Origin of the sequence: Arcanobacterium pluranimalium (genome assembly GCF_016907845.1) — a bacterium.
Lineage (GTDB): Bacteria > Actinomycetota > Actinomycetes > Actinomycetales > Actinomycetaceae > Arcanobacterium_A > Arcanobacterium_A pluranimalium.
The window spans coordinates 18029-43829 of the sequence record NZ_JAFBCS010000001.1 but is presented as its reverse complement, the minus strand read 5'-3'; the positions used below and the strand labels follow the sequence as shown (position 1 = coordinate 43829).

Below are 25801 nucleotides of genomic sequence, written 5' to 3'. Positions count from 1 at the left end.
CAAATCCCAGTGAAAAGTGAAGAAAAATGACTGAGAATTCCGCCACCGAATATCCTGAGTATGTGCGTGTGTGTACATTCAACATGCAATACGGCAAACCCGCACTCGCTTTGTCTAACGACTCCGACCGCTCCGATCGCTCCGATCGGGATAGCGGACCAACGGCAAGAGCTGTGGATTTCCTACAAGCGAAGTTTGCCGAGATGCCCCGCAGAGACGCGCTCGAAGTATTCGCGGCAGAACTTGCCCAGCTCAACCCGGATATTGTGCTACTGCAAGAGGTTGACGATGTGCGGATGCGCTCCACGTTGATCCCGCAAGCTGATCTGATCGCAGATTTGCTCGAAATGGATCGGTACTTCATTCCGGTTGAGCGTAGTGTGCTGGGTTCGCCGGCGTCGTCGTTCGTGCCGTGGCGACGACGCGGTGCTTACGGTTTGGCGATCCTGTCGCGTTATCCGATGCGGGGGTGTCTGAAACTTGCGCTTCCAGAGAAAACCGAGTTTTTGCGTCATTCGGCGCAGAAAACTAAGGGGATTAATGGGTGGTACGTGCATGTGACGGAGCCGCGCGCCTGTGCGTACGCGGTGATTGATATCCCTGGTAAGCCAAGTTTGGTGGTGGGCAATACCCATTTGTCGACGAAATATAGCGCCGCGTGTGAGCAGCTTGCAGTTGCGGCGGGCGGTTTCCAGGTGTTGAGTGAGCGAAACGGGATTCAAGACGGGCGTTTCTTGCTTGGCGGCGATTTTAACCTCGGTTCGGAAAGCGTCGATGAGCTGCTGAGCACGGAGGTTGTGCTCTCTGATTTTGTTTCTTTAGCGACCGGCAACACTTATCCGAGCGATGCGCCCGAAAAACAGATCGATTTTCTGCTCGGGTCGGGTCTTTCTGCTGCTCAGATGCGCACGGAGAGGTTCAGTATTTCCGATCACCGCGCGCTCATTGCCGATTTGCGTTTTGATGACGACGGCGATGCGGCATGACGACGGCGGTGCCGTGAGTGCCGTGGGCGTGCGGGTGCGACATGAGTTGGCAGTGCAATCAGTAATGGATTAATACTGGTGCGAGCGACACGAAAAGCGGGAGAGTGACGTTGCCCAATAAAGTTTGGTCAAGTAATTGTGGTGCACCTTTGACACTGATGACGGCCGCTGTGGTGCAGTATATTGGCGCTTCATTGGCTGTCACACTATTTGAGCAGGTGGCAGCGGGTGCCGTGGCGTGGGGGCGATTTGCCTTTGCAGGTCTAATTCTAATGGTTTGGAAACGGCCACGCATCGCTTTGAGGAAATTGTGGATTCCGATTGTGTTCGGCTTGGCGCTGACCAGTATGAACGTTGTGTTCTATCTGGCCATCAGCCGGATTCCGCTTGGAACGGCGGTTGCCCTGGAATTTCTTGGTCCGGTGGCGTTGTCCGCGGTGACGGGGCGTGGCTGGAGAGTTCGGCTCGGAATCGTATGTGCGCTCGTTGGCGTATTTATGATCTCGTGGATTGGCGTCGATATTTCCGATCCGAATATCGGGTGGGGCGTATTTTACGGCTTGCTCGCTGGTGTGTTTTGGGCGGTTTATATCGTTTTGGGACGGCGAGTGGCGTGGAATGGTTCAGGTGCAAATGCGCTGGCTATTGGTTGTGTGACGGGAGCGATGGTTTTTCTTCCTTTAGCTATTCCTGATTTCAAGCCGGTGATCGTCGATTGGCATCTGCTGCTTTTTATGGTGGGTGTGGCGTTGTTTTCTACGGTGGTGCCATATGTGATGGAACTGCGAGTGATGAGCCGGATTCCGACCTCAAATTATGCGTTGTTAACCTCGTTGTATCCGGCGACGTCGCTGGTAGTAGGAATGGTGGTTTTGCGGCAGATTCCTACATTTGGTGAGGTGGTTGGATTGGCATTTATTTCTATTGCGGTGGCTCTGGCAACTCGAAAATGACGAATCTCCAAAGGCGTGTGATGGTACGGTGCTGAATTTTGGGGCGTTTTTGGCAACATCTCGATATATGTGGAGATGTTGCCAAAAACGCCCCAAAGTGTGTTGGTTTGTGTCTATGTTCGTGTTGGCCTGCGCGGTTGGCGGCGGTTCGTGTCTGTTCGCGGCGGTTCATGTGGGGGTTATAGGACAAATCGTGTTGGTTTTTTATACCGGTCCTTGCCATTGGCCGTTGTGGTGGAAATCGGTCCAGTTCGCTGCTGTTCCCCATCGCTGGATTTCTTCTTGGGCATGGTGGTGACTGGCTCGGGTGAACATGGCTTCGATTTGGCTATCCGTGTAGGTAGTTTCCAGTAACTGCGCTGGCGTGTTAGGAAACTCCGTGTGTTGATAACACCACCATAAAATCGTCTTGACCTGGTGATCGATCGGCATTCCACGATGCGATCTCAACACATGTCGTAAACGCGAGTTCAGGGATTCAATCAGGTTAGACGTTGCAGGAATCGGGTCATCATCAATACTCAGACTCGGATCAAGATAGGTAAATAACGTTCCATGACGTACCAGAGTATTAAGCGAATTTTTAGCACGAATAAGCCGTGCATGAGTGGGAACAATCTGACCGTTCGCAAGGCGAGTTTTCTCAGCAAGGAACGCCTTCCATGCCGTATTCCACACCGCTAACTGACCCATCCATGCAAGCGCTTCCTCACGCGTGTGGATGTGTAATAAGTCTTTCGCAAGACCATAAAGCTCAACACCAGCACGAGTACGTGGCCGGCTCGTGGTATAGCGCTTGACAGTGCTAAAAGCGTGAAAGACACAGCGTTGAATACGGGTAGTGGGCCATGAAATTTTCACAGCCGAAGCAATTCCTGGACCACCATCACATACAACAACATCTGGTGGTGCAATACGTGAAAACAATGCTTGCCACGCAGCCGTTGTCTCACGACGTGCTACATACCAGCCAAGAACATGTGTTTTCGTACAAGCGATCAGCACAACAAGTTTGCGTGACAGATATATCCCATCCACAAAAACCACGTGATGAACCTCCTCAACAACTGGACTCACTGGCCATAACTGCCAAAACTGGTGGAATCGACGCCGAGCATTTCGCCCCTGACCAGGCAGATCCCGATAACGCAGATCCGAGGTCACGAAATTGAGAAAAGCTGCGAAATAACGAGCAGTGACATCATTAGAACGACTTTGACTCGCCCGGCACGACAGACAACGGAATCGGGGCCGACCAGAACCACTCTTGCCCCACTTTTGGGTAACTGAACCACACAATGAACAACGAGGATTTCCCATACCCTCAAGTCAACCGAGTTCAAACCCTACTTTCACCCGCAATACCAACAAAAAACCAGGCCAAAACCAACACGAAATGTCCAACCAAAAACTCGAGCCAAACCGACTTCAAACCCGACTATTGCTTACCACACCAACAAAAACACACCCAAAAACCAACACGATTTGTCCTATAGCCCTCATGTGGGTGGCGTCGATTCGACGCGAACACAAAAAAGGAAGTTCCCCACCACAATGTGGTGGGGAACTTCGTGCGGTAGGCCCCGCGGGACTCGAACCCGCAACCTACGGATTAAAAGTCCGGAGCTCTACCATTGAGCTAGAGGCCCGCACTTCCGTAGAACAGCATGTTGTTCCGTGGAACGATAAGTTATTCTATCCATCTTTGCCTAAATTAGGAAATGGAGACTAGGAAAAGTTGTGCTAAGTCACTGTTGATGTAAGGTTTATGCGGTCACTCGGCGTAGCGCTCATGCCATTTTTGGGCAGCATATCGAGCTATGGGCGAAAAAACTACAAATACTGGGCATAAGCTGAGCGAATGCGGGATAATAGAGGGAAAGCGAAGGAGGAAAGATATGTCCACCTACAAACCACGTCGCCCTGCTCAATTAAAGCCAGAGCAAGTTGAGCTCATTGCAGGTAATGCTGATACGGCGGCAAATTCTGAGCTTTCCCACACTACGGCTCAGGCGGTAGTGCCTCTTGGTCAACATCCTATGGCTGATGCGGACGTAATCGTTCGGGTCAAGACGTTAATCGTAGCAGAGGGCATTGATGTGATTGCCCAATCCTGGGCTGATGCTCCTGCGGAGTCGCTGCCAGGGATTTTATGGCGTGGATATCTGTTGCGTGAATGGATACGCCGTTTTCCAGACGTTGTGCGAGAGCGACTGGCTGCAGCTCGACTCTTTGCACACGAGCAGGATACTGCCAAGCTTAAAGCTAATAGTGAGTTGGTGCCCGGCTATGAGGACGTATTGGCCTTGTGGGATGAAGTCTTTCGTGGCGATTTCCGGGGCGATTTTGCGAACGTATTGCGCTCCTCAGCTCGCTTTACTGATTTTTTGGCGCACGTTGAACCAGCATGGATTGACGACGACGCCCACCCGCTCGCGACCTATGTGACGCGTCGTGACACTGCAATGCGTCATACCGCTCAAGAATTCTTCAATTCGGGTGAACTACTGATCAAGGGCTCTCTTGAGTAAACGAGCAGATAATCCCACCAGTTTCGTTTTCTCTCATTTGAGTTCCTTGACTGAGGGGCAGGCGCGCGCAATCGAAGCGCTTTCACAGGCCGCGGCCAGTTGCGATGGCTTCGCGCCATTCGACGAGCAAACTCATCTTGATCTGCGCAAACCTGCTGGCCGGCAGTACTTTTTAGCCTACGAAGCCGACGGCTCTGCGCCTGAGTACGCCACCTTGCCGGGTCGTGACGACGCGCTACTGCCGGGTCGTGACGACGCGCTACTGTCGAGTCGTGACGACGCACTATTGCTCGGTGCAGCAAGTCTTGACGAATCTAGCGCAACCGCCGACATCGCAGTTCGTCCATCGCATAGAAATCGTGGAATTGCTACGCAGCTCATTGCACAAATGAAAACGCATTTGCGCGAGAGTGCTCTTTCTGTGTGGGCGCATGGCACCTTACCGGCGTCGCTCCAGGTAGCGAAGAAACTCTCGATGATCCCAACACGTGAGTTGCTCGTGATGGAAAAAACTCTTGAGCAGGGTAAAGACCTAGAATTCAGCATTCGTGGACTCAGAATGCGCACAATCGATACAGCCCAAGATGCGGATATTGACAGGCTCGTCGATCTCAATACTCGCGCATTTCATTCCCACCCTGAGCAGGGGAAACTACAGCGTGCAGATTTTCTTGAGCGCTTTGCGCAGCCCTGGTTCTCAAGTGAGCTGCTGCAATGGGCGGTTGACGAAACCACAGGTGAACCAGCGGCATTTGCGTGGCTTAAGCCAGAAAGCGATAAATGTGTAGAACTTTATGTTTTGGGAGTGAGTCCGCAACAGCAGGGTAAAGGAATTGCCAGCGCAATCATGGACTGGTTAGAAGCGAATATGCTCGTATCTGGTTTCACAACGATGAAACTCTATGTGGATCGAGCAAATACTGCGGCCGTTCGTACCTATGAACGTGCCGGATTTCAACTCTCTGAACTGCACACATGTTTTCAAGTATGAGGTATTTTCGTTTTCCGGTGCAAATTTGTGTATAAATCTGGGATGATCAAACTATGAGCGAAGAGTCTTTTCCCCATCCTAATGACGACGACGTTCCCGGCACTCCCGACACGATAGACCGCCTCGGCTCACCTATTCCCGATGGCACTCTCGGAGCGGCACTCCAGGAAACATGGACGCAAGCTGTGCGCGAAGAGCACGATATTGAAGAAATCTCTCTGCCTGAAGGGCGATTCGCTGATCGTGAGTTGTCGTGGCTTGCATTTAACGAGCGAGTTTTAGAGCAGGCCGAGGATCAGGATTTACAGATCCTTGAGCGCGCGTGGTTCCTCGCGATCTTTGCCTCCAACCTCGACGAATTCTATATGGTGCGTGTGGCTGGATTGAAGCGCAGAATCGCTACCGGTATGGCCGTTACAAAAGCTTCGGGTCTGAGCCCACGCGAGGTTCTTGAGGGGATCAACAAACGCGCTCAAGAACTGATGCAGCGGCATGCACAAGTTTTCGCTCAAGATATCCAGCCGAAACTCGCCCAAGAAGGCATTGATATTTTGCATTGGAAAGACCTGGGCGAAGCTGAGAAAGAACGCTTGCGTAAGTTCTACCGCAAACAGATTTTCCCAGTGCTGACTCCACTTGCCGTAGACCCAGCTCACCCTTTCCCATATATTTCGGGACTTTCCCTCAATCTTGCCGTGATCGTGCGCAACCCGAACACTGGCAAAGAGCTTTTTGCGCGAGTAAAAGTTCCGCCGCTTCTGCCACGCTTTATCGCTGTAGACTCCGACGGAATTCCGTACAGCCCAGAAGATGTGCCTGCGAATTCGGAAGGTCGCACTGCCTACATCCCACTCGAAGAAGTCATTGGCGCGCATTTAGGCACGTTGTTCCCAGGAATGGAAGTGGTGGAACATTCCACATTCCGAATCACCCGCAACGAGGACTTAGAAGTCGAGGAAGACGACGCCGAAAACTTGCTCAAAGCGCTCGAGAAAGAGCTGCTCCGGCGTCGTTTTGGACCTGTCGTGCGACTAGAGGTGGCAGAGGACATCTCCCAACACGTGCTCGCGATGCTCGTGCGTGAGCTGGGTGTACGGGAAGAGGACGTATTCCGATTGCCGGCTCCGCTTGATCTTACCGGCCTTAATGCCATTCACGATCTTGACCGCCCGCAACTGAAGTACAAGAAGTTTGTGCCGGTCACAGCGCGCGGCTTTGCCGAAGTGGAAAGTTCACGAGCGGCCGACGTCTTTGAAGCAATCCGGCGTCGCGATATTTTGGTTCAGCACCCCTACGACGCTTTCTCCACATCTGTTCAGCAGTTTATTCGTCAAGCTGCCGAAGATCCGAAAGTCTTGGCGATCAAACAGACGCTATATCGCACCTCAGGCGATTCTCCCATCGTCGATGCGCTTATTAAAGCTGCATATGCGGGCAAACAGGTGCTGGCAGTAGTGGAAATCAAGGCGCGCTTCGACGAGCAAAACAACATTGAATGGGCTCGTAAGCTCGAAGAAGCCGGGGTGCACGTCGTCTATGGCATCGTTGGCTTAAAAACTCACTGCAAACTGTGCCTCGTCGTGCGGCAGGAAGACGACGGTTTGCGCAGGTATTGCCACGTGGGAACCGGAAATTACAATCCCAAGACCGCCCGAGGGTACGAAGATCTTGGCTTGTTTACCTGTGACCGCAACGTCGGTCAAGACCTCACGCGTCTGTTTAACCAGCTGTCTGGCTACTCGCCCAAGGCAAAATTCCATCGCTTGCTCGTCGCGCCGCTCGGTATCCGCGATGGTCTGATCGAGCGTATTGAACGCGAGATCGCCAACAAACGGCAAGGTAAAGCAGCATGGATTCGGCTCAAGAGCAATTCGCTCGTCGACGAGAAAGTCATTGACGCTCTCTACCGCGCCTCCCAGGCAGGCGTCGAGGTCGAAATCCAGGTGCGCGGCATTTGCTGCATGCGCGCCGGGATTGAGGGACTGTCGGAGAACATCAAGGTGCGCTCAATTCTGGGGCGCTTCCTTGAACATTCGCGCATTTACGCGTTCTGTAACGACGGCGATCCGGAAGTCTTCATCGGCTCAGCAGACCTCATGCATCGTAACCTTGACCGACGCATCGAAGCGCTCATTTCGATCACTGACCAGGAGATGAAGGATTATCTTATCGATCTGGTGAAGATTGCGTGTTCAGATGAGACGCAGTCGTGGCATCTTTACGAAGACGGTTGGCATCGTGTGACGCACGACGACGCCGGCAACCGTCTCGCGCACGTGCAAGAGATTCTTATGCAGCGTGCGCGCTCGCGAGTCGCCGAGCAATGATGCCTCAGAGGAGTCGTCCCGCGGCAGTAGCGCAAGCGGAGGGTAAATAAGCGGTGGCAAAGATCAGCAAAAACGCCGATATTTATGCTGCCGGTGCGCTCATATGGCGAGTGAACGACGGCACGCTCGAAGTGCTTATCGTTCATCGCCCGCATTGGAGTGACTGGTCTTTTCCGAAAGGAAAGGTCAAACCAGGTGAGACGCTGCGGGCATGTTGCGTGCGTGAGCTATTTGAAGAAGGCGGCGTGAACGTCGTCTTAGGCCGTCCGCTCGGTTGGCAGCGGTACGTCGTTGGGGACGGAAGATCCAAAGCCGTCCGCTACTGGTCTGCTCGCGTTATCAACGATTCCGACACCGTTCTCAGCGCACGTCCGAAAGCGCATTTGGCGCGGGCGAGCGAAGTCGATCAGCGCCGGTGGGTGAGTGCTCGTCGAGCGCGCCGTATGCTCACGTCCAGCGATGACAAAAAGATGCTTGGAAAGCTGAAGAAATACTTTGACCGTGGTGAGCTCGTGACCACGCCAGTTATCGTATTGCGCCACGCCAAAGCGATTAAACGCGAATCGTGGAAAAACGGTGCCGGGCCAGAATACACGCGCCCATTGGCGCCGTCTGGAAAGAAGCGAGTGACCCAAATTAATGGCGACCTATCAGCTTACGGGGTTAAAGAGGTGCTGAGCTCTCCGTGGAAACGGTGTAAAGATACGGTCAAAGACTACGCACGGATAACGGCGTCGTCGCTGCGAACGCAAATGGTACTGACCGAACGCGGATATGTTGTGGAACCGCAGCATTTTTCGCGAGAAATAAGGAATGTGGTGGAGACTGCGCGCGATCCGTACGTTATCTGTTTACACCGTCCAACCTTGGCGCTGACCTTTCAGACTTTTAGTGAATTCGCATCTCATTCGGTGCTCGAGACTTTTCCCTATGCTGACCCGTGGTTGAAACCGGGCGATATGTTTGTGATGCATATCGCATCAAGGCGTGGGAAGAAGTCGAAAATCGTCGCCACTGAGCACGTGACCAGTGAATTTGAATAGATATTTACTTGTGGTTAGTGGGAGGTAAACCACCGACGCAAAGTGTTTACCATGCGTTAACCAATTAACGGATTTGATTTAAATTTCTTTCTTTAGAGTGTGGATTGGTTGAGGGGTTTTCCCTCCGCTCCCGTACACGAAGGAATAAATAGTGAACATCAAACGTGGATACGCAGCAGTTGCGTCTTTGGCAGTTCTCACGCTGGGACTCGCAGCGTGCTCGTCAGCTGATTCGAAGAATAACGAGGAGACGAAGTCCTCCTCAAGCAAATCCACCGGAACCCTCAATGGTTCAGGAGCATCGTCACAGGTTAATGCACAGCAGGCATGGCGTGACAACTTCACCAAAGACTCTGGTGTAGTAGTTAACTACGATCCAACCGGTTCTGGTACTGGCCGTGACCAGTTCATCGCAGGCAAGGTTGCTTTTGCTGGTTCTGATTCGATGCTCAAGCCAGAAGAAGTTAAGAAGGCTACCGAGCGTTGCTCCGGGCAAGAGCCACTCGAGCTTCCGCTCTACATCTCACCAATTGCGGTTGCGTTCAACCTCGACGGCGTTAAGTCGCTCAACCTTTCAGCCGACGTTATCGCAAAGATTTTCGACGGCAAGATCACCAAGTGGAATGACAAAGCAATCGCAGATCTCAACAAGGATGCAAAGCTTCCAGATCTCGCCATCATTCCTGTTAACCGCGCAGATAAGTCCGGCACCACTGAGAATTTCCAGCAGTACCTCGCAGCTGCAGCTCCAGGAAGCTGGACCCACAAGCCTGCAGACGTATGGCCACGCACTGGTACGCAGTCGGCAGAAAAGACTTCCGGCGTTGTGAACTTGGTAAAGTCCACTCAGGGTGCAGTCACCTACGCTGACGCTTCCCAGGTGGGCGAGCTCGGCACTGCTGCTGTTGAAGTTTCTGGTGAGTTCCTCAAGTACTCACCTGAGGCAGCTGCAAAGATCGTCGACGGTTCGGCACCAACCAAGGACGCGAGCGAGCGTCGTCTCACCGTTGACCTCAAGCGTGACGGTTCGATCAAGGGTGCATACCCGATCGTTATGGTTTCCTACCTCATCGGTTGTACTGAGTACAAGGATGCTAAAGACGCTGCTAACGTCAAGGCATACTTCAGCTACGTAGCATCGAAGGAAGGCCAGGAAGCAGCTTCGAAGGCAAAGGGTGGAAACGCTCCAATCTCCGACACTCTTCGTGGCAAAGTCGAGAGTGCTCTGAAGCAGATCAAGGGCTGACCTAGATTTTCTGTGGACCAACCTTCACAGCGGGGTTGGTCCACAGAGTCATGTCAAGGACGTGTATAGGATCGGTGACGTCATTGCCTAACGATGTAACACCAACACAGAAAAGTACGAGTGTGAATTCTCAACAAAGCGTTTACGAAGAATCAAAACCGCACGCGATTTGGTCGCCGGTGGCTAAGGGGAGTCGGGCTGACCAGATATTTCGTTGGTTCTCTTCTGGCGCTGGTGCGCTCATTTTGGTTCTTTTAGCTGCAGTTGCCATCTTCTTACTGCTTTCGTCAAAGAACGCATTATTCGCTTCGAGTGAGACGATCACTTCGGAAGTCGGATTCGCAAAGGACACCGGATTTTGGGGTTTTGCTGGTGCAGCGATATTCGGCACCTTGCTGGCTTCAGTAATTGCGCTGCTGATCGCAGTTCCCTTTGCAGTGTGCATTGCGCTGTTTATCTCGCATTACGCTCCTCGCCGTTTGGCATCGTTTTTCGGATATGTTATTGATCTTTTGGCGGCAATTCCCTCTGTGGTGTTCGGCCTGTGGGGAATGTGGTCACTTGAGCCATTGATGCGCCAGATCTTGCAGTGGATCTCCACCACTTTTACTCCCGTATTGCAGTTCATCTCTGGTAAAAAAGAAATGCTTGATGGCCAAGAAGTGTGGTCGGGAGGTTTGCCCGGATTTAAGAGCCTGGCACAGAGTTACGACTGGTGGCCACTTAATCCAGACATTTTAGCTTTCACTCCGCCAGCGCGAAACATCATGATGGGCGGCATCATTCTTGCGGTGATGATTCTTCCGATCATCACCTCACTTGCGCGTGAAGTTTTTCTCCAGACGCCGCGCCTCCAAGAAGAAGCCTCACTCGCCTTGGGTGCCACTCGCTTTGAAATGATTAAGATGGTGGTACTTCCGCATGGACGCTCAGGAATCGTATCGGCCTCGATGCTCGGACTTGGCCGCGCACTGGGCGAAACAATGGCCTTGTTGATGGTCCTATCGCCGGGTCTCATGGTGAATTTCAAGATATTCTCGCCAGGTCAGCATTCAACAATTGCTTCTCAAATTGCACTGCGATTCCCCGAAGCTTCCGGTTTAGAATCGGATTTCTTGATCGCTTTGGGCTTTATCTTGTTCGTGATCACTTTCGTGGTGAACTTTATCGCGCGAGCAATTGTTAGCCGTTATGCAGAATTCTCAGGAGCGAATGCATGAGCACTACAGTTACTTCTCAAATTCGTTCCAACGGAACGCAAGAGCCAAAAATGCCTGCAACGCTGCCGCAGAAGCAGTCACGCAAGCAGCGTACACTTCCCAAATGGTTCAATCTGGTGGCCGGTGCCATTGCGATTGGTATTTCTGCCACGTTCTTAGTTTTTGGGCAAGAAGAGCCAGATTATGTGGGTGCGGGCTTAGTTGCTGCGCTGATTTTCCTCATTGTGGCTGGCATTGCTGGTTATGTGGTGGAAGGTCGCCGATACGGAAATGATCGTATCGCAACAAACGTGATCGTCGGTGCGTTTGTGATGGCAGTGATTCCACTAGTTTCGCTGCTCTACACGGTAATTGCGCACGGTTGGGAAAAGCTTTCGAGCGGTGGCTACCTCACGGCCACTACCTTTGGATCGTCGGACCCAAGCGCAATTGTCGGCGCCGGGCACGCCATCGTGGGCACCTTGCTTATTACTGGTGTTACTGCGTTAATATCGATTCCATTCGGCGTGCTCACAGCCGTATATCTGGTTGAGTACGGCCGTGGAACTTTCGCGCGAGTTATCACGTTCCTCGTCGATGTTATGACCGGTATTCCATCAATTGTTGCTGGTTTGTTTGCCGCGGCCATGATTCCGATGATCAACTTGCAGCTGTTTGGAAGCACGCAATTTAAGTCTGGATTCATGGGGTCGGTGGCTCTGGTAGTACTGATGACGCCGATCGTCGTACGAAATACCGAAGAAATGCTCCGACTCGTGCCGAAAGACTTACGCGAGGCTTCCTACGCACTTGGTGTGTCCAAATCTGCAACGATTGTGAAGATTGTTTTGCGTACCTCGCTTTCGGGCATTGTGTCGGGAATCGTGATCGCTGTGGCCCGCGTTATTGGCGAATCGGCGCCGCTCTTGATTACTGCTGGTACCACTGATGTTTACAATATGAATATGTTTGAGGGGCAGATGCTCACCTTGCCAGTGTATGTATACAACGAATACACGAAAGGTTCGCAGGTAACTGCGTGGGCTGGCGCATTGCTCCTCATTCTCATAGTTTTAATTCTCAATCTTTTAGCCCGCTGGATCGCAAAGCGATTCGCACCTAAGGGTGAGTAAGCGGCTACACACCGCATTATTATTGCGGCTAGTGCCGCGCAGAAAGGATATGACGTGCAAGAGGGAATACAGGTTTCAGACCTCAACATTTACTACGGCGATTTTCTTGCGGTTGAGAATGTGAACGTGGAGATTGAACCACGTTCAATTACGGCGCTTATTGGCCCTTCTGGCTGTGGAAAGTCGACTTTCTTGCGTTCGCTCAATCGTATGCATGAAGTTATTCCGGGAGCTTATTCCAAGGGTTCAGTGATTATTGACGGTGAAGACATCTACGCTGAGGGCGTGGATCCGGTACGCGTGCGTGAGCATGTAGGTATGGTGTTCCAGCGTCCTAACCCATTCCCAACGATGTCGATTGCCGATAATGTTTTGGCTGGTCTTCGACTTAATAATCGCAAGATTTCCAAATCGGATGCGGATCGGGTTGTTGAAGAATCTTTGCGGGGAGCGAACCTGTGGGATGAAGTGAAAGATCGCCTCGATCGTCCGGGTTCCTCACTTTCTGGAGGACAACAGCAGCGTCTGTGTATCGCCCGAGCAATTGCAGTAAAACCGAATGTGCTGCTGATGGATGAGCCTTGCTCGGCGCTCGATCCTATCTCCACGCTAGCTATTGAAGACCTCATGCAGGAGCTGCAGAAGGATTACACAATCGTGATTGTGACCCACAATATGCAGCAGGCTGCACGCGTGTCTAATAAGACTGGTTTCTTCAATATTGAGGGGACTGGGAAGCCTGGTCATTTGGTCGAATATGACGACACAGAAAAGATGTTCTCCAATCCGGCCAAGAAAGAAACTGAAGATTACGTATCTGGGCGTTTCGGCTGATTTTCTGATTGGTTGATTGGCTGATTAGCTGATTAGCTGATTGGCACAGAAAAGCAGATTGTGTTGGTGGGGAGCAGTTCAGTTCGAACTGCTCCCCACCAACACAATTACGCACCGGCACTATTACGTGCCTGTATAAGTTACATTTGCATGCTCATATAAGTGTTTTGCGTGCTTAGACGAACATTGCAAACACTAGATAGAAGATCGCTGCAAAGAACGCTGCTGCCGGAATCGTGAGGAACCATGCTCCAACGATATTGCCTGCTACGCCCCAACGAACTGCCGATTTACGCTTGGTAGCACCTACGCCCATGATTGCCGAGGTGATGGTGTGCGTCGTCGAAATGGGGGCGTGCCACAAGAAAGCCGTCGTGTAGAGCACGCCGGCAGCCACACCTTCAGCCACGAAGCCATGCGCTGGATCAAGATCAATAATCTTGGAACCGAGCGTCTTCATGATGCGCCAACCGCCTGTGTAAGTGCCAAGTGAGATAGCTGCTGCGGCAGCCAGCTTAATTGGAGTGGGGATTGACGTATCGTGCCAATACCCGCCTGCGACCAGTGCCAACACAATAACGCCCATCGTTTTCTGTGCGTCTTGCAAACCGTGCCCCAAGGCCATTGCAGCAGCAGAAACGGTCTGTGCGTGACGGAAGTTGCGCATCGTTTTGCGATAGGTGGCGTGCTGGAAAATTTTCAGCGTAATTTTCATGAGGAGAAAAGCTAAACCAAAGCCCACAACAGGTGAGAGGAACATCGGTACGATAACTTTCGATCCGATAACTCCCCAGTACACGGTTACCGATGCGACGACGCCTGCGCCCGTCAACCCTCCGATCAATGCGTGGGATGACGACGACGGCAGGCCAAACCACCAGGTGATAAGGTTCCAAGCAATGGCGCCAAGTAAGCCTGCGAGGACGACGACTAGACCGGCGTCGTCTTTAGGAGGACTGATGATACCGGAGCCGATTGTCTCTGCCACGCCAGTGCCAAGCAGGGCTCCAATAAAGTTCATGATTGCTGCCATTCCCAGTGCTACGCGCGGTGAGAGCGCATTGGTGGCAACGGAGGTAGCGATAGCATTTGCGGCGTCGTGAAAACCGTTAGTGAAGTCAAAAACGAGCGCAATAACAACAATCAAGCTCACCAAAAGTAAGGTGACATCCACGATTAGGACTCCTTGATGGCAATGGTTTCAACGACGGCGGCGAGAGTCTCAAAACGATCAATTGCCGACTCGAGGCGGTCGAGGACGAATTTCATCTTCAGAACTTCCATTGGATTGTCTGAGGAGGCGAAAAGTTCGGAAATGAGGCCGCGGTAGACGGTGTCGCCGTGGTTTTCAAGCTGGTTGATCTCGACCCAATATGCGCGCATGTGTTCGTCGATTGAATCAACTTTCGACAGGGCATCAAATGTGATGCGTGCGCAGTCGTTGATGATTGCAACCAATTTATGGGCTTCAGTTGGGAGCGTATCGACGTTGTAAAGCACCATGTTATCGCCCGACTCGTCGATCAAATCCACGCAGTCATCAATCAGAGATGACAGGCTAAAAAGATCTTCACGATCATAGGGGAGCACGAAGCTGGAGTTTATTTTCTGAAGTACGCGATGGCACGCTTCGTCGGCATCGTTTTCAATATCGTGGAGCGTTTTGTTGAGTTCAACGCGCGATTCTGGGCTGGCTTCAGCGACTTGCACCAGCACTTTGGCGGCGCGAACGAGATGTTCAGACTGGTCAGCAATGAGTTGAGTGACGGTTGGGCCGCCCGAGAACTTACGAAGTCCCACAGTTTCCCCTAAACAACAGGTGAACGATTGACAAACTAAGGATAAAACAACTTTGGCTTCAGAGCTTAGTGCAAGGAAGAACTCGTGCATGATCAGGGGAAAAATCACTACAAAACCGACGTCTTTGTAGGACGTTTAGCCCACGGGGTGTGGGTGGCAGAGTGTACGTGGTGAAGTTTTGGGGCGCTTTTGGCAACTAGTCGACATATATCGAGATGTTGCCAAAAGCGCCCCAAAATTCTCGGGGTTTGTGTTGGTACAAGGGCGTGGGCGTTTCGGGCGGGGCACGTGTTGGTTTGGGGGTCAGGGTGTTTGTGCTGGTCTGACACTTGGGGCCTTGGGGCGTGTGTGGGGGTCTTGGGTGAGCGTGCGAGCTCGGGGGAGGTTGGTGCCTTGGGTGGGGCATGTGTGCGTGGGGGCACCTCGGGCGAGGGTGCAAATCGGGTGAGAGCACAAAAATCGGGCGAGAACCACGGTTCTCGCCCGAAAAGCTTAGGACACCGAACCCGAGAGCGCCTGTCGGCGCGAAGGCCGCTCGTAGCGGCAAATTATTGGAGCCCGGGGCTTTCGCGATCCGGTGTCTTGCCAATACTCTAACGCAGCTCATGCGCTGCGTCTACGCGAAACTCGCGCACATTTTCCTTTGATTTTGAGAAACGGTGAACGAACGTGCGAGGAAAACCGGTGATAACAGCTGTTAATTGCCACTTTGAGCGCATACATGGCACAATTTTCACTGTGACTGAGCAGAACAATGAGCCAAAAGATACCGTTTCATATCATCTTGATGACGGTGAATTTGCTGGACTCAGTTTCCTCTACGTGCGTGCCCTGCTGAGCATCGTCGCAGCGACTTTCCTGGCCGTTGGCGCGGTAACTGCGCCGTGGGGAATCGTCGTCGTGGTCATGATCATTGGTTCGCTGCTGATTCTCGGCTGGCCAGTTCTGCTCAACCTCCCCAACCGCTCTACCACGCGTTTGGCGATGAGTTTAGTATTTCTCCTGCTGCTCGCAGCGGGGATTTGGGGATCGCTCACGCTCAGTGCGCTTGCAGCGGCATTTGGCATCGTCGTCGTTTTTGCTACTGAAATGATGCGTCCGGCAGACGCTTTTCGTCGTCTCGAACAGCTGGCGGGAACTTATTTAGGAATTACGCTTCTGACCTCGGCAACTTTGTGGATCCATGCAGCTAATTTGGTCGACGGGATTCGTATATCGGTGATGATTGCTCTCATAAGCGGCATTGTGTCGATTTTCCATGCTTTTCAGTCACGCACGCTGGAATTTGTGTCGCTGATAAATGGCATCGTCGTGGGTGGCGCCTCGGCGCTGATCCTGTCTTTGCCCTGGTGGTCGGGTATTCTTGCCGGAGTGGCTGTGCCGCTCGCTTTCCAATTGACGCAACGTGCCGTCGCTGATGTGCTCAGACCTGGCCGCTTGCAAGCAAATATTTCCCGTACTTTTGTGCCGTTTTCAGCATTAGGGATGGTTGCTTTAGCGATTGGGCTCTTAGTCGATTAGCCTTAATTCTATGGTTATGAGACTTCCTGAAAATTTGGCGCCAGAAAATTATCCGCTTGGGTGGCTTGTGGATTCGTGGTGCGGTGGCGGCGTGCTCGAATACGACAACGTTCCAGCCTCGGCGTATGTGCATGAACTACGAATTGATAATAACGACGGTGGTCCGTATCTGCGTTTCCAGTCGACGATCTGGCTGGCCAAAGAGCCTGCCAGCTCGGTAGATAAGGAAGCCTCCGGTCAGGTCACCTATGACCGTCTGACGAAAGATATCCAGTGGTCGACTTCCACCGGATATCTACGTGCGAATCCCAATGCGAAAAAGCGTGATGATGGCGCTGTCGAACTCGAAGCTATGATCGCTTCTCCTGCGGGCACGAGTCAGGTCTGGTTCGGTCTTGTGAATGGTCCGCGCTTGCAACTGATTACTGATGCGATTGCTCGCTCGGAGTCGGGTGCGGAGCTTAACGGCGCCAAGATTATTGCCGGTAATGTGGCATCGGATCTTTTCTACGCCTACGATATGGAAGCTTTCGGCTTTGAGATGCGCAATTACCTCGCCGGCAGACTCTCGCGCCAGTTTGACGATTCGGTCGATGCACAGCGCGTCGAAACCGGCGCCGCAGCCTCAGAAAACGCTGATCAGCCTGAGGAGAGCTGAGATGTATTCGCTGCTCAAAGGTGCAGTTTTGGATGATGATGCCGGCGTACCCGCGCATTTTGGCAATCCTTTTGCGGAAGAAGAAGCCTTGCGCAGTGGGCGTACGCTCACTGATTTGTCGCTTTTGGAAGTTGTGACTGTAACAGGTGCAGATCGGAAAAATTGGCTTCACAACCTTTCTACCTGCCCTTTTAACGATATGCTTCCTGGTGAGTCACGCGAGATGCTCATCTTGGATCCGCATGGACATATCGAACACGCGGCGGCCGTAACGGACGACGGCGAGTCGATTTGGCTGATCACTGATATTGGCAAAGCTCAGCCGCTGATAGACTTCCTCGAGTCGATGAAATTCATGCTGCGTGTGGAGATTAAGGCGGTGCCGGCGGTGGTGCTTGGCTTAGCTATCTCAGCGTCTGAGCTGCAGGCGAGTGTACGCGAAGCTGCGCTTATCACGTGGCAAGATCCGTGGCCACACACTTTGCCAGGCGGTGCGCATTACGGAATTGCCGACGACGCACACCCGGCTCGCAACGCAAAACGTACGCTACTTGTGTTGCCGCCTGAGCGCGCGCCCGGCGTCGTCGAAAAACTCTTGCAGGAGGGGATGATGCCGGCAGGTCTGCTTGCGTGGGAAGCTGCTCGTATCGTAGACCGCCGTCCGCGATTAGCGCTTGATGGTGCCGATTCGCCACTTCCGCACGAACTTGATTGGATTCGCACGGCGGTGCATCTGAACAAGGGATGCTACCGTGGTCAGGAAACGGTGGCGAAATTGGTGAATTTGGGCAGGCCACCGCGGAGATTTACCTATTTGTATCTCGAAGGCCCAGAAGGTGATTTGCCTGCTCCTGGAACCGAGGTCTTCCGGGGTGAGCGGCGTGTTGGCGTGCTGACGTCGGTGGCGCGCGATTTTGAAGAAGGGCCGGTGGGTTTGGCGCTCATTAAGCGGTCAACTCCGGTAAGTGACCAGCTTAGAGTAGGCGATTTTGTGGCGGTGCAAGAGGAAATCGTCTCGGCTGAGGGGAAATCTTCGGTTTCGCCGCAGGAGCGTCCCGGATCGGAATTGCGAAAAGGAGCGAAGTAAATGCGAGCAGTTATTCAACGTGTGAAGCAGGCGAGTGTGACTGTTATTGATGAAGAGACTGGTCAGTCGCATCAGGCTGGGGCAATTGATGCCGGGTTGTGCGTGCTGCTAGGCATAACGCATGACGATGGCCCGGAGCAGGTTGAGAAAATGGCCCGCAAGATTGCTCAGCTCAAACTGTTGCGTTCGCCGCAGGGGTCGGATGAACCTAATGAGCGGGTGTCGGTTGAAGAAAGTGGCGCTTCTGTGCTGCTCGTTTCCCAGTTCACGCTCTATGCGGATGTGCGCAAAGGGAGGAAGCCATCGTGGTCGAAGGCGGCGCCAGGCGCGGTGGCTCAGCCGCTGTTTGACGACGTCGTAGCAGCTGTGCGCGGTTATGGCATCGAGGTGCAAACGGGTGAGTTTGGCGAAATGATGGACGTGGCCTTAGTTAATGACGGGCCGTTCACGATTATTGCTGAGGTTTAGCCGTGTGCTGGTAAGTCACGCCAGCGGCGAAATGGTTTTGGTTGCTTGATAGTCAACGCATATGGTTTAGGTAGTCAAGTTGCCTAAGCGCAGCTTTTGTATGCGCGCCCTCATGGCGCAGGATCTTCTAATTCCTATCAAGGAGAGCACATTGTTCGAACGGTTTACAGATCGGGCTCGCCGGGTCATTGTATTGGCTCAGGTAGAGGCGCGTAGCCTGAAACACAACTATTTGGGGACGGAGCATATTCTGCTTGGTCTTATCAAAGAGGGCGAAGGCGTGGCTGCAAAGGCGCTTGAGGCGCTCGATGTTTCGTTTGATGCTGTCCGTGAGCAGGTAGTAGACATCATTGGCGAGGGACAAGAAGAGCCATCGGGGCACATTCCTTTCACGCCACGAGCCAAGAAAGTACTCGAATATGCGATGCGTGAGGGTTTGCAGTTGGGTCATTCCTACATCGGCACTGAGCACCTTTTGCTCGGCCTTTGCCGTGAGCAGGAAGGTGTTGCAGCGCAGGTTCTCGTTAAGCTTGGCGCGGATCTGACTAAGGTGCGCAACCAGGTCACCCAGCTGCTGTCCGGTTATCAGGGCAAGGAAGCGGTTGGTGTTGGTGCAGGTTCGCAGCGCGACGGCGGTAAGAGCGGTTCAACGATTCTCGATCAGTATGGTCGTAATTTAACGCAGTCGGCTCGTGAGAATAAGCTTGATCCCGTGATTGGCCGGCACAATGAGTCTCAGCGAGTTATGCAGGTGCTTTCACGTCGTACGAAGAATAATCCAGTGCTCATTGGTGAGCCTGGAGTTGGTAAAACGGCTGTTGTTGAGGGGCTCGCTCAGGCGATTGCTGCTGGCGATGTGCCCGAGACACTCAAAGAGAAGCAGTTGTATTCCCTTGACATGGGCTCTTTGGTGGCCGGTTCTCGCTATCGTGGCGATTTCGAGGATCGCATGAAGAAGATTCTCAAGGAAATCAATACGCGCGGCGATATTATTCTCTTTATCGATGAGATTCATACCCTGGTGGGAGCCGGTGCGGCGGAGGGCGCGTTGGACGCGGCGTCGTTATTGAAACCGATGATGGCGCGTGGTGAGTTGCAAGTTATTGGTGCCACCACTCTCGACGAGTACCGTAAGTATATTGAGAAAGACGCTGCGCTTGAGCGTCGTTTCCAGCCGATTCAGGTTGAGCAGCCCACAGTGAAAGAGACTATCGCGATCCTGGAGGGCTTGCGAGATCGCTACGAGGCTTATCACCGCGTAACTATTACTGATGAGGCGCTCGAAGCTGCTGCGACTATGGCTGATCGTTATATTAATGATCGTTTCTTGCCCGATAAGGCGATTGATCTTATCGACGAAGCCGGAGCGCGCTTGGCAATTCAGAAGATGACTGCGCCTCCTGAGTTGCGCGAACTGGATGAGCAGATCGCTCTTGTGCGTGCCGATAAAGAAGCGGCTATTGATGGTCAAGACTTTGAAAAAGCTGCTGCTTTGCGCGACAAGGAGCAGCAGTTGAGTACGCAGCGCGCGGAACGCGAGCAGGCGTGGAAAGACGGCGACTTGGACGTCGTCTCCGTGGTGGATGAGGATCTCATTGCAGAAGTGCTGTCGATGTCTACTGGTATCCCAGTATTCAAGCTCACTGAGGCTGAATCGGCGAAGTTGCTTCGTATGGAAGACGAGCTGCATAAGCGCGTTATTGGCCAACACGAGGCGGTAAAGTCGATTTCGCAGGCGATTCGTCGCTCGCGCGCTGGGCTGAAAGATCCGAACCGTCCGGGTGGATCGTTCATTTTTGCCGGTCCAACAGGTGTGGGTAAGACGGAGCTTGCCAAGGCTCTTGCCGAGTTCCTGTTTGGCGATGAAGAAGCTTTGATCACTTTGGATATGTCCGAGTACCAGGAGAAGCACACGGTGTCGCGGCTCTTTGGTGCCCCTCCGGGATATGTGGGGTATGACGAGGGTGGCCAGCTCACGGAGAAAGTGCGGCGTAAGCCTTTCTCGGTAGTGCTTTTTGACGAGATTGAAAAAGCTCATCAGGATCTGTTCAACTCTTTGTTGCAGATTTTGGAAGAGGGCCGGCTCACGGATTCTCAGGGGCGCGTGGTCGATTTCAAGAACACCATTATCATTATGACGACGAACTTAGGTGCGAAAGATATTGCCAAAGGCGTTGTTACTGGTTTCCAGATGGACGGCGATGTTTCGACCTCTTATGAGCGTATGAAGTTGCGTGTGAATGAGGAGCTGAAGAACCACTTCCGGCCTGAGTTCCTCAACCGTGTGGACGATATCATCGTATTCCCACAGCTGGAGCGCCCGGAGATTCTGCAGATCGTCGATTTGATGATTCGCAAGCTGGATTTGCGTCTCAACGATCAGGGAATGTCGCTTGCTCTTTCGCAAGATGCTAAGCAGCTTTTGGCTGATCGTGGCTATGATCCGGTGCTTGGCGCGCGTCCTTTGCGCCGCGCTATTCAACGCGATATTGAAGATGTTCTTTCTGAGAAATTACTCTTTGGAGAGTTTTCTGCTGGTCAGACGATCGTGGTGGACGTGGACGAGGATGATATTCCGATGAGCTTTACATTCACGGGATATGATTCTGATTTCCAGCTCCCAGAAGGTGTGAAACGTGGCAGTGGTGGAGAGCAGATTGATGGTTTAGCTCAGCCCACTAATCTGGTCCCACAGACTGATGTGGACGATTCGGGAGTTGAAGAAGCCACAGTACAGGCTGACCTTACTGAATAAGCAGTGCTAACTGTGCAAAGCTAACGTAGCTTTGCAATGTGCTAATTGTTGGGGGCGGTGTGGATTTCCACACCGCCCCTTACATTGCCAGCACATATCTCAGCAAGAGATCACTGGAATCGAGCACTGCCGAAGTTTTGGGGCGCTTTTCGCAACATCTGCACATATCGACTAGTTGCCAAAAGCACCCCAAAAAATATCAAAGCTGCGATGTCTGCCGGCATTGAAGCTCACATGCCGGTGAAGCCTTGGTCGAATTCCTGCACGTAAATCTCCAAGAACTGCGCGACTGCATCGTCTGCATGATGCCCAATGCACGCACGCGAAATGTCTTTTACCTCAGCGCGAGCATTGCCCATTGCCACTGGCCAGCCGATAATTCCTAGCCAATCAACATCGTTGCCACCGTCGCCAAATCCGGCAACGCGATCAAGTGAGATACCCGTCTTTTCTGCCACAATGCGCATTGCTTTTCCTTTCCCCTCGCTGAGCGAAGCGATGTCAAAAAAGTTGTCGATTGAGCGCTGTGCGCTTGGACAATGCTTGAGAATTTCAGGAGAGATCTCGTCAAGATAGGAGGCATCCATGTGCCCGAACATCATCTTGAAGATGTGGCGCGGTTCAATCGTAGAGAAATCTTGCACTTTGATAGGGAGATTCTGATGAGCGCCCTTCAAAAAATCACTGCTCATGTCGAGCTGTTCCACGTAGATGGAATCCTCAGAAAATATGGTTGTGATGAGATCGTATTTTTTACCGATCTCAATGATCGTGCGTGATTCGTCAGCCGTGAGCGGTTGTGAGTGGAAAATCTCACCAGTGGAAGAGTGCCCGATAATAGCTCCATTTGAACCGATTGCGATTCCGTCGTGCTCTGCTCTGCGCATAATCTCAGCTGCAGAATCCCAAAGACGACCAGTAACGATGATGATTTCAATGCCTCGCTCGCTTAATGCTCGCAACGCCGCGATAGTGCGATCAGACACGTAGGATTCGCCGTCAGCAATAGTGCCATCCACATCGAAGGCCATTGCGTCTAGTTTCCCCATCTGACGTGCAAGATTGCGAAGTTGAGATTCATTGATTGATTGTGCATCCGAGGGAAACGTATTCACGTCGTTCCTTTCATAGCGGGCATTGCCAGTCTCAAAGCCATTTTACAATGCGCCTCCTCTCAAAAGCTCGTGTTAATGCCTGTTTCAACAAATTCGCACATGCTGAAATTGGGCGGAGCTTTCTACTCTGATTGAGGATAGGATATTGGAGGTAGACCACTCATCGAACTCTGCTCAGAGGAGACAATATGACTCAACCGGAGATCACTCACCCGAGGCCCAAGGTGCTCTTCATTTGTGTGAAAAATGCAGGGAAAAGTCAGATGGCTGCTGCTTTGATGCGACATATGTATGCCGAGCGTGTTGACGTCACATCAGCTGGTACGCATCCGGGCACAAACCTCAACTCCGAGTCAGAGCAGAGTGTGCGAGGAATTGGAGCGAGTTTTGAGGGCGAGTTTCCCAAAGCTATCGACGCCGATACGTTGCGGTGCGCAGACGCCGTCGTCATCATCGGGAAGGAAGCGCAGGTTGAACCTGTGCCCGGCATGAAAGCGCAGATTGAGCGCTGGGAAACAGACGAGCCTTCCTTGCGCGGTATCGACGGTGCGGAGCGGATGGATATGATCCGCGATGAACTGTATGAGCGTGTGCAGGAGCTGGGCGAACGCCTACTCGCTACGCGTGGCTGACCAGTTGCAACGTTGCTCGCTCAAAACTGCACAGCCAGCCGGCAACTCGCCAGTGAGTTTTGCTGGTGAGAACTTGGATATTTAACCACACAGCAATCAAGCTGAAGCGCAACAACATGGAGTTCATATGAAAGCCCTAGTAAAAACAAAGCCACAGGTAGGCCTGGAACTTATCGATATTCCTGAGCCTGTTGTAGGGCCAAATGACGTCAAAGTCCAAGTGCTTCGCACCGGTATTTGTGGCACGGACGTGCATATCCAGCGGTGGGATCCATGGGCGCAAAAGGCCGTGCAGACGCCGCGCATCATTGGCCATGAGTTTTGTGGGCGGATTGTTGAAGTGGGCGAACTCGTTACGGGTCTTGAACCAGGGCAGATAGTCTCCGGTGAGGGACATTATGTGTGCGAACGTTGCCGTGCATGCTTGGCCGGTCGGCGCGAAGTGTGTGCTAATACGAAAGGGATTGGCTACGCCGTCGACGGAGCGATGAGCGAGTACTTTGTGTTTCCTGCCGCGAATGTGTGGGTGCATCCGCAAGATATTGACCTCGACGTCGCCGCGATTTTCGATCCATTCGGCAATGCAGTCCACACGGCATTGCAATTTCCCTGCTTAGCGGAGGATGTGCTTGTCTCTGGAGCAGGTCCGATTGGCATTATGGCGGCACTGGTGGCTCAGTTCCAGGGCGCGCGTAACGTGGTGCTTTCCGACCTTTCTGATGAACGCCTCGAACTTGCCAAGAAACTCGGCATCAAAAACACCATCAATGTAGGAAACTCCCAGCTTAAAGAGGTGTTCGGTAAGCTTGGTCTCAAAGAGGGCTTCGATGTGGGCCTCGAGATGTCCGGCTCACCAGTGGCCATTCGGTCGATGATCGATCATATGGTGCACGGCGGTCGAATGGCGCTGCTGGGCACCCCAATTGCGGAAGTTTCGCTGGACCTCACCACCGTCATTTTCAATATGCTCACGATCCAAGGCGTAACCGGACGGCGCATATTTGAAACGTGGTACGCGGCGTCTGCCCTGGTGAGCTCCGGGCTTGATATCTCGGGCGTGATCACAGATCGCCTGCCGTACACAGATTTCGAAGAAGCTTTCGCTATCGCCGCAAATGGAAAATCTGGAAAAGTAGTACTGAACTGGGAAAATTAGAAAGAAAAAGAGGTCATAAGATGAGTGCACACACTTTTGAGCCGATGCGTATTTTCCTCGACGAACAATTAAATGCTCTGCGTGAACAGGGCTTATATAAAAACGAGGAGGCGCTCACCACCGCGCAAGCCGCGCATATTGGAGTTGAGGACGGCCGTGAAGTGCTCAATCTCTGCGCCAATAACTACCTCGGTCTTGCCGATTCTCCCCAGCTCATCGGGGCAGCGAAAACTGCCATGGACGAGTGGGGCTTTGGAATGAGTTCCGTGCGTTTCATTTGTGGCACGCAGACCCAGCATACGGCTTTAGAAGCTGCACTAACGTCGTTTTTGCACCCGCGTGATGCTGCCAGCAGCGCTTCCGACGACGCTTGGGATACGATCTTGTATTCGTCCTGTTTCGATGCAAACGGCGGTCTATTCGAAACCCTGTTTGGCGCCGAGGACGCAATTATCTCTGACGAATTAAACCATGCTTCAATTATCGACGGCGTGCGCTTATCTAAGGCGGCGCGGTTCCGTTACAAAAATCGGGATATGGCTGATTTGGAGGAGAAATTACAGGAGGCGACGGCGTCTGCTCGCTTTACCGTGATCGCCACCGACGGCGTATTTTCCATGGATGGCTACTTGGCACCGCTGCCGGAAATCTGCGATTTGGCAGAAAAATATGGTGCACTCGTGATGGTGGACGATTCTCACGCGGTTGGGTTTATGGGTGAAACGGGTGCAGGTACGCCTGAGTATTTTGGCGTGAGCGATCGAATCGATATTCTCACTGGTACGTTAGGTAAAGCTCTCGGTGGCGCCTCGGGTGGCTACACGTGTGCGCGCCGTGAAATTGTAGCGACGCTGCGTCAAAAATCGCGTCCATATCTGTTCTCGAACTCTCTTGCTCCTGCGATCACCGGCGCTACATTGAAAGTGATTGAGCTACTCAAAGGGTCTTCTGAGTTGCTCGTACGTTTGCGAGAAAACACCGAGTATTTCCGCAAGCGCATGGGTGAAGAGGGCTTTGAGATTCCGCAGTCCACTCACCCGATTGTTCCGGTGATGTTCGGAGATGCCGTGGTAGCTGCGAAAATGGCGGATGCGATTCTCGCCCGTGGCGTCTATGTGCGCGCTTTTTCCTATCCGGTGGTGCCAATGGGCAAAGCGCGCATCCGCACGCAGCTCAATGCCAAATTGACCCGTGAGGATTTGGATCGGGCAATTGCCGCTTTTGTGGATGCGCGCCGGGAAGTGCTCGGAAACTGAACTACTTGGCTTCTGAACTACTTGGCTTCTGAACTACTTGGCTTCTGAACTACTTGGCTTCTGAACTACTTGGCTTCTGAACTACTTGGGAGCTGAAGTGCTCGGAAACT

The 25801-nt window shown here is 52.6% G+C and carries 22 protein-coding genes and 1 tRNA gene; 18 read left to right on the top strand and 5 right to left on the bottom strand.

Annotated elements, in window-relative coordinates:
• The first annotated feature begins 26 nt into the window (after positions 1-26).
• Entirely contained in the window at positions 27-986 is a 960-nt protein-coding gene (locus tag JOD55_RS00175; protein WP_204397476.1) for an endonuclease/exonuclease/phosphatase family protein, read from the top strand.
• Between the two features lie 158 nt (positions 987-1144).
• The gene (locus JOD55_RS00170) at positions 1145-1939 is read left to right on the top strand and encodes an EamA family transporter (RefSeq protein WP_239539006.1); all 795 of its coding nucleotides are present in this window, start codon (positions 1145-1147) and stop codon (positions 1937-1939) included.
• Positions 1940-2143: 204 nt separating this feature from the next.
• Here JOD55_RS00170 and JOD55_RS00165 read toward each other — a convergent pair whose 3' ends face one another.
• Together JOD55_RS00165 and JOD55_RS00160 are read right to left on the bottom strand one after the other, a co-directional pair.
• Positions 2144-3259 (bottom strand): IS1249 family transposase, encoded by a 1116-nt coding sequence (locus tag JOD55_RS00165; protein ID WP_204397472.1) that lies wholly within the window; start codon positions 3257-3259, stop codon positions 2144-2146.
• 257 nt (positions 3260-3516) lie between these two features.
• A tRNA-Lys gene (locus JOD55_RS00160) sits at positions 3517-3588 on the bottom strand.
• A gap of 249 nt (positions 3589-3837) precedes the next feature.
• Here JOD55_RS00160 and JOD55_RS00155 point away from each other — a divergent pair.
• From JOD55_RS00155 to pstB, 8 genes are all read left to right on the top strand, one after another.
• The gene (locus JOD55_RS00155; RefSeq protein WP_204397470.1) at positions 3838-4470 is read left to right on the top strand and encodes a hypothetical protein; all 633 of its coding nucleotides are present in this window, start codon (positions 3838-3840) and stop codon (positions 4468-4470) included.
• A complete protein-coding gene (gene mshD, locus JOD55_RS00150; RefSeq protein WP_204397468.1) occupies positions 4463-5461 on the top strand; it encodes a mycothiol synthase in 999 nt (332 codons plus the stop codon). Before JOD55_RS00155 ends, mshD begins: the two co-directional genes overlap by 8 nt.
• A gap of 53 nt (positions 5462-5514) precedes the next feature.
• Positions 5515-7788, top strand: coding sequence for an RNA degradosome polyphosphate kinase (locus JOD55_RS00145; RefSeq protein WP_204397465.1), 2274 nt, complete (start codon positions 5515-5517; stop codon positions 7786-7788).
• Between the two features lie 53 nt (positions 7789-7841).
• Entirely contained in the window at positions 7842-8831 is a 990-nt protein-coding gene (locus tag JOD55_RS09260) for an NUDIX domain-containing protein (RefSeq protein WP_204397463.1), read from the top strand.
• Positions 8832-8982: 151 nt separating this feature from the next.
• Positions 8983-10077, top strand: coding sequence for a phosphate ABC transporter substrate-binding protein PstS (pstS, locus tag JOD55_RS00135; protein WP_204397461.1), 1095 nt, complete (start codon positions 8983-8985; stop codon positions 10075-10077).
• 206 nt (positions 10078-10283) lie between these two features.
• Positions 10284-11297 carry a PstC family ABC transporter permease gene (locus JOD55_RS00130; protein WP_420827029.1) on the top strand — a complete coding sequence of 338 codons (1014 nt, stop codon included), beginning with the start codon at positions 10284-10286 and terminating at the stop codon, positions 11295-11297.
• A complete protein-coding gene (gene pstA / locus JOD55_RS00125) occupies positions 11294-12409 on the top strand; it encodes a phosphate ABC transporter permease PstA (RefSeq protein ID WP_239538915.1) in 1116 nt (371 codons plus the stop codon). Before JOD55_RS00130 ends, pstA begins: the two co-directional genes overlap by 4 nt.
• Positions 12410-12463: 54 nt before the next feature.
• On the top strand, positions 12464-13243 hold the full coding sequence (gene pstB / locus JOD55_RS00120; RefSeq protein WP_204397451.1) for a phosphate ABC transporter ATP-binding protein PstB: 780 nt from the start codon (positions 12464-12466) through the stop codon (positions 13241-13243).
• Positions 13244-13418: 175 nt separating this feature from the next.
• On the opposite strand, the gene JOD55_RS00115 is transcribed toward pstB, so the two are convergent.
• Positions 13419-14417, bottom strand: a complete 999-nt coding sequence (locus tag JOD55_RS00115; protein WP_204397449.1) for an inorganic phosphate transporter — start codon at positions 14415-14417, stop codon at positions 13419-13421.
• A 2-nt stretch (positions 14418-14419) separates the two neighbouring features.
• Positions 14420-15043, bottom strand: a complete 624-nt coding sequence (locus JOD55_RS00110; RefSeq protein WP_338022162.1) for a DUF47 domain-containing protein — start codon at positions 15041-15043, stop codon at positions 14420-14422.
• 738 nt (positions 15044-15781) lie between these two features.
• Here JOD55_RS00110 and JOD55_RS00105 point away from each other — a divergent pair.
• The 5 genes from JOD55_RS00105 (at position 15782) to JOD55_RS00085 (ending at position 21532) form a co-directional block, all read left to right on the top strand.
• Complete coding sequence (locus tag JOD55_RS00105) at positions 15782-16564, top strand: hypothetical protein (RefSeq protein ID WP_204397447.1); 783 nt, start codon at positions 15782-15784, stop codon at positions 16562-16564.
• A 16-nt stretch (positions 16565-16580) separates the two neighbouring features.
• The gene (locus JOD55_RS00100; RefSeq protein WP_239538914.1) at positions 16581-17222 is read left to right on the top strand and encodes a heme-binding beta-barrel domain-containing protein; all 642 of its coding nucleotides are present in this window, start codon (positions 16581-16583) and stop codon (positions 17220-17222) included.
• Between the two features lies 1 nt (position 17223).
• Entirely contained in the window at positions 17224-18309 is a 1086-nt protein-coding gene (gene ygfZ / locus JOD55_RS00095) for a CAF17-like 4Fe-4S cluster assembly/insertion protein YgfZ (RefSeq protein WP_204397443.1), read from the top strand.
• On the top strand, positions 18310-18777 hold the full coding sequence (dtd, locus tag JOD55_RS00090; protein WP_204397441.1) for a D-aminoacyl-tRNA deacylase: 468 nt from the start codon (positions 18310-18312) through the stop codon (positions 18775-18777).
• A gap of 151 nt (positions 18778-18928) precedes the next feature.
• Positions 18929-21532, top strand: coding sequence for an ATP-dependent Clp protease ATP-binding subunit (locus JOD55_RS00085; RefSeq protein WP_204397439.1), 2604 nt, complete (start codon positions 18929-18931; stop codon positions 21530-21532).
• Between the two features lie 230 nt (positions 21533-21762).
• On the opposite strand, the gene JOD55_RS00080 is transcribed toward JOD55_RS00085, so the two are convergent.
• Complete coding sequence (locus JOD55_RS00080) at positions 21763-22647, bottom strand: Cof-type HAD-IIB family hydrolase (RefSeq protein ID WP_204397437.1); 885 nt, start codon at positions 22645-22647, stop codon at positions 21763-21765.
• 188 nt (positions 22648-22835) lie between these two features.
• Between JOD55_RS00080 and JOD55_RS00075 the strand changes: the two genes are divergently transcribed.
• From JOD55_RS00075 to JOD55_RS00065, 3 genes are all read left to right on the top strand, one after another.
• The gene (locus JOD55_RS00075) at positions 22836-23279 is read left to right on the top strand and encodes an arsenate-mycothiol transferase ArsC (RefSeq protein WP_204397435.1); all 444 of its coding nucleotides are present in this window, start codon (positions 22836-22838) and stop codon (positions 23277-23279) included.
• A 127-nt stretch (positions 23280-23406) separates the two neighbouring features.
• Positions 23407-24435 carry an L-threonine 3-dehydrogenase gene (gene tdh, locus JOD55_RS00070; protein ID WP_204397433.1) on the top strand — a complete coding sequence of 343 codons (1029 nt, stop codon included), beginning with the start codon at positions 23407-23409 and terminating at the stop codon, positions 24433-24435.
• A 20-nt stretch (positions 24436-24455) separates the two neighbouring features.
• Positions 24456-25691: a glycine C-acetyltransferase gene (locus JOD55_RS00065; RefSeq protein WP_204397431.1), complete on the top strand. Its 1236-nt coding sequence runs from the start codon at positions 24456-24458 to the stop codon at positions 25689-25691.
• The last annotated feature ends 110 nt before the right edge of the window (positions 25692-25801 follow it).

Bases quoted from the DNA above. Each gene is read 5' to 3' on its own strand.
- JOD55_RS00075 (WP_204397435.1), top strand. From the start codon at position 22,836: ATGACTCAACCGGAGATCACTCACCCGAGGCCCAAGGTGCTCTTCATT.
- JOD55_RS00100 (WP_239538914.1), top strand. From the start codon at position 16,581: ATGAGACTTCCTGAAAATTTGGCGCCAGAAAATTATCCGCTTGGGTGG.
- JOD55_RS00170 (WP_239539006.1), top strand. From the start codon at position 1,145: ATGACGGCCGCTGTGGTGCAGTATATTGGCGCTTCATTGGCTGTCACA.
- JOD55_RS00155 (WP_204397470.1), top strand. From the start codon at position 3,838: ATGTCCACCTACAAACCACGTCGCCCTGCTCAATTAAAGCCAGAGCAA.
- ygfZ (WP_204397443.1), top strand. From the start codon at position 17,224: ATGTATTCGCTGCTCAAAGGTGCAGTTTTGGATGATGATGCCGGCGTA.
- JOD55_RS00175 (WP_204397476.1), top strand. From the start codon at position 27: ATGACTGAGAATTCCGCCACCGAATATCCTGAGTATGTGCGTGTGTGT.
- JOD55_RS00165 (WP_204397472.1), bottom strand. From the start codon at position 3,259: ATGGGAAATCCTCGTTGTTCATTGTGTGGTTCAGTTACCCAAAAGTGG.
- JOD55_RS00065 (WP_204397431.1), top strand. From the start codon at position 24,456: ATGAGTGCACACACTTTTGAGCCGATGCGTATTTTCCTCGACGAACAA.
- dtd (WP_204397441.1), top strand. From the start codon at position 18,310: ATGCGAGCAGTTATTCAACGTGTGAAGCAGGCGAGTGTGACTGTTATT.
- tdh (WP_204397433.1), top strand. From the start codon at position 23,407: ATGAAAGCCCTAGTAAAAACAAAGCCACAGGTAGGCCTGGAACTTATC.
- pstA (WP_239538915.1), top strand. From the start codon at position 11,294: ATGAGCACTACAGTTACTTCTCAAATTCGTTCCAACGGAACGCAAGAG.
- JOD55_RS00145 (WP_204397465.1), top strand. From the start codon at position 5,515: ATGAGCGAAGAGTCTTTTCCCCATCCTAATGACGACGACGTTCCCGGC.